Here is a 4100-nt window from a genome sequence, read left to right as displayed (position 1 = left end):
TCTTTTATGACTAGAGTGCGTTACGAGCTTTTCGCTTAGCCAGCTAAGCATCATCGCTCAAGCCTTGTACTAAAATAATTATTCCTTACGGTAAAGAATCGAACAAAAACTAAGCTCGAAAGATCAACAGCCCCTAGTTAAGATCAGATTGTTCGGTGTTGTATTTATCGAGTAAGACACAGGAGTCAGCATGAAATCAGACAAATTTGCAGGCATTGCAGATTACATTACTCAGCGACGTGCTCAAAAAGGCTTGTCTCAAGAAGCGCTAGCCTATGATCTGATTGATTATCATGAACTGTTTGCCGATCTCGACTCTTTGACAATCAGTCGTTGGGAGCGAGCAAAGGTTAGCCCTAATTTGCGTAGACAGGTTGAGCTTATGGAGTTCTTTGGCGACAAACCCCATACACTATTATGTGATCCCGCCTTTGAGCTCAAACTATGACCCTCGCTCGACGTATTCAACAAAATGTTAGATCAGCAATTCAAGTACAATCATGTGATGGGAGCTCATCCCTATATTTCACCCGAAAATGCTAGCTTCGATAAACTGTGTAAGCGTGCAGATGAAGCACCACAAATGTATGGTTGGATAGCCAACTATCACACCAACCTCAGTCGAGGACGAGAGCATTGGAGTCAAGATTTCATAAAATCGTTAGCAGATGTCGACTCCACCGAAGTCTCTTTTTATCTGGTTAATGGTTTACTCGCAGGCCACATTTTTATGGTCAAAGTCAGCCAAGAAACGTTTGAGCAACTACTTTTCGGTAAACTCCAAGACCATGAGTTAACACCTGCTCACCTCATAAGCAGCGATCAACCTGGTTGCCTCTACATGCTAAGTACTTATCTAGGCGGAGCCCACGTTTCACAAGACTTCGTTGCACAACTACTATTTACCTTGGTTGAAGATCCACAGAACACCTCTTTTGGCTATAAAGCGCGCTCAGACATTGGCATTAAGCTAATGGATTTTCTTGGTGGAGTAGTGGTCCACACAGGTGAAGCATTAACTGAACGCTTAGACGGTGCAAAATACCAAGGTAAGCGTCGCAGCTATGTCTCCTTTCACCTCCAGCGTCAGGTACTGATTGCCAGCGCGCTATTTATTAACCTCATTCGTAACAGTAAATAATCAAAATATCTAATAGCAATACACTAACAAGGAAATGACGATTTCTGCACCTATACGGCTTGAATTGAAATCTATGAGGGACTATTACGTGGCAAAGTACTTAATCCAATCGGTATAAAATCTCCTTTTTTATCGCAGATTTCTTAGAATCTAAGTTGATTTTGGCCAGAAACCAACTTAACTATTTATTAAGGTTGCACGGAATCGCGCCTATTATCTGCAAAAGGAATATAGATATGATTGCTCTCGATACACAAGAGATCGACATTCACCATGACATCTGTCAAAGCTGGCAAGAGATGGTCAATTTGGTTTCAGAAATATCTCGCATCCCCGCCACATTAGTGATGCGAGCCTACCCCAGAGAAATAGAAGTTTTTATCGCCGCCAACACTCCCAATAACCCGTTTAAAGCAAAAGATCGAGAACGTTTAGGTATTGGCTTATATTGCGAAGCAGTGATTACAGGTAAGAAAGAGTTAGTTGTTAACGATGCCACTCAAGATCCAAATTGGGCTAAAAACCCAGATATTAAACTCGGCTTGATTGCCTATCTAGGCTTACCTATCTGTTGGCCCAACGGTGACATATTTGGCACTATCTGCATGTTAGATTCGCAACCTACTCAGTTTGATAACCCAACAAAACAACTGCTCACCCGCTTTAAGTCAAATATTGAAACCGATCTTAAACATGCTTATCAACAAGCACTGTTAGCTGAGGAAAATGCGCAACTAAGTAAGAAGTTGCCAAGCAGCAACCACAGTTCAGAAACACCGAGCCCCCTAGAGCAGCGACGTTCTGTTTAAGCAGAAACAATGTTAACGTGGCAAATTCCCATTGATTTCATTAACTATTTTACGACTAAAAATCACGCTAAGGTGTAGCACAATCCAAAATGACTTATTCTCTGCCACCGCCCAAACGGAACTAACACTAGGCACAATAGTAAGATCTATCGGGGTGCGATAGGAATACAACACAACCCCTTCAAGGCTGCTAACAGTGGCATTGAGCTTACCTAACAATTCGCTTTTAGGTCGCAGCTGCCGAACCCCTTTAGACGGATAAGGCAGGTAAGCCCAAATACTACCTGCGTGAGGCGTTGATAAACTAAAGAACTGGCTCACTCTGCTCGCCCCGCCCAATAATTGTAGGTAGTAGCGACCGACGATGCCGCCCATGCTAAAACCAATTAACACTAGCTCATCGGTCTCACCAAAATAGCTATCTATCTGCTGTTTTAAATTTTCAGCAGCATGTTCAATCCCCAAGCGCCCATCAAAGGGGCCAACGGTGGGAGAAAAACACTCATGACCCGCTTTTGTCAGCTGATGCTGCATCCAGCGCATCACGTGTCCGGTATTAAAAATGCCGTGCACTAATACTATTTTCACTGAAACTCCTTTTAGCCTTATCCTTTTTCATACTCTAGCAATAAAAACATACATTATGCTTTAGCAATAGTCATTACAGTACAAAACCATTAATCCCCCAGCAGCAATGATATTTATCATATTAAATTTGCTATTATTAGCTCGTCCTATCTGTCCTTATTTCAAATGAGCCCATTATTTATGTCGATAAGCCCAACGCCTCAGTCAATTCCACAAGCTTTGGCGTCTGCCATTAGTAAGCGTACTCAATTTCTTGCTCACGCCGAAGAAAATGACACTAATTGCTATCGTATTTTTCACGGCACTGTCGAAGGTGTTAATGGCCTCAACATCGATCGTTACGGCGAAGCTTGGTTGATTCAAAGTTTTCATCAGTCATTGACCGAGGAGGAGCTAGCTCAAGTATCGGAGCAACTCACTCAACAAACATCACTACCGGTTATTTATAACGATCGCTCCAACAAAAACTCTCGCGTACTTAACCCCTTAAGCGACGAGAATGAAACCTTTGCCACCAGTGAGCAGAAAATGCTGGAAAATGGCATGTTGTTTAGCAGTAAATTACGCCATGAAGGGCAAGATCCACTGCTATTTTTAGATATGCGAGTTGGCCGCGAATACGTCAAAGCGCACAGTCAAGATTGCAGCGTACTCAACCTGTTCTCCTACACTTGTGGTATTGGTACTGCTGCAGCGGTTGGCGGTGCATCTCGAGTGGTAAATATAGACTTTTCCTCATTTGCGCTGGCGGCAGGTAAGAAAAATGCCCAGCTCAACCATGTTGAAGATGTATGCGAATTTGTGCAAAGCGATGCATTCCCCGCGCTCAGACAATTAGCAGGACTAAAAGTGGGAGGACGCAGAAACCAAAAGCTTCCTGCCTATCCGAAACTCGCAGCAACACAATTTGATTTAGTCTTTTTAGATCCACCAAGATACGCTAAGAGCCCATTTGGAATTGTCGATCTGATTAATGACTACCAAAGCTTGTTTAAGCCAGCACTGCTCACCACCAAAGCAAAAGGCACCATTGTGTGTTGTAACAATGTCGCCAAAGTGGATCGCCAAGCTTGGTTTGACAGCTTAGTGCGCTGCGTCGAAAAACAAGGTCGCCAAGTCACCCAGCATACATGGCTGGATTGTCATGAAGACTTCCCCTCGTTTGACGGCAACCACCCACTAAAAATAGTGGCTCTGACCTTAAGCTAGCCACTATTATCAGTGGCTACAACAGCAATAAATGGCAAGAAAACCTGCTATTTATTGCTGCATTACTACATTTATCGTTCAAACTAGACAAATCACAACTATAAAATATGTTCGCCTCGTAATTTAGCCCACAAAAAACAACTTCAATAAGCCCTGAAAAACAAACTCTTAAAAACAAGTTACCCCGATCAAAAAACAATAACCACGAAGCAGTTAAACTCCATTAAAACATACAATTAAATGGCGAAATCAAGCTTTACCAACGATAAGCCAACAATGTTCAAAAAATAATCTTTACTTTATAAAAAAAAAGCCTAAACTCCGCTTCCCAATATTTAGGGGCTGTTGATCTT

Annotated in this window: 5 protein-coding genes; 4 read left to right on the top strand and 1 reads right to left on the bottom strand. The window is 42.5% G+C overall.

The window, feature by feature from the left end:
- The first annotated feature begins 190 nt into the window (after positions 1–190).
- The 3 genes from AB4238_RS07875 (at position 191) to AB4238_RS07865 (ending at position 1950) form a co-directional block, all read left to right on the top strand.
- Positions 191–448 (top strand): multiprotein-bridging factor 1 family protein, encoded by a 258-nt coding sequence (locus AB4238_RS07875; protein ID WP_372032690.1) that lies wholly within the window; start codon positions 191–193, stop codon positions 446–448.
- Positions 449–472: 24 nt separating this feature from the next.
- Positions 473–1141 carry a hypothetical protein gene (locus AB4238_RS07870; protein ID WP_372032688.1) on the top strand — a complete coding sequence of 223 codons (669 nt, stop codon included), beginning with the start codon at positions 473–475 and terminating at the stop codon, positions 1139–1141.
- A gap of 236 nt (positions 1142–1377) precedes the next feature.
- Positions 1378–1950 (top strand): GAF domain-containing protein, encoded by a 573-nt coding sequence (locus AB4238_RS07865; protein WP_372032686.1) that lies wholly within the window; start codon positions 1378–1380, stop codon positions 1948–1950.
- Positions 1951–1962: 12 nt separating this feature from the next.
- Here the strand turns inward: AB4238_RS07865 and AB4238_RS07860 are convergent, their stop codons facing one another.
- Positions 1963–2538, bottom strand: coding sequence for an esterase/lipase family protein (locus AB4238_RS07860; RefSeq protein WP_372032684.1), 576 nt, complete (start codon positions 2536–2538; stop codon positions 1963–1965).
- A gap of 180 nt (positions 2539–2718) precedes the next feature.
- On the opposite strand from AB4238_RS07860, the gene AB4238_RS07855 reads away from it, so the two are divergent.
- The gene (locus tag AB4238_RS07855) at positions 2719–3747 is read left to right on the top strand and encodes a class I SAM-dependent rRNA methyltransferase (RefSeq protein ID WP_372032682.1); all 1029 of its coding nucleotides are present in this window, start codon (positions 2719–2721) and stop codon (positions 3745–3747) included.
- The last annotated feature ends 353 nt before the right edge of the window (positions 3748–4100 follow it).

The organism is Shewanella sp. 10N.286.45.A1 (assembly GCF_041470405.1).
In the GTDB taxonomy this organism is placed as follows: Bacteria; Pseudomonadota; Gammaproteobacteria; order Enterobacterales; family Shewanellaceae; genus Shewanella.
The sequence above is the reverse complement of the archived record's forward strand: the minus strand, read 5'-3'. Positions and strand labels throughout refer to the sequence as shown.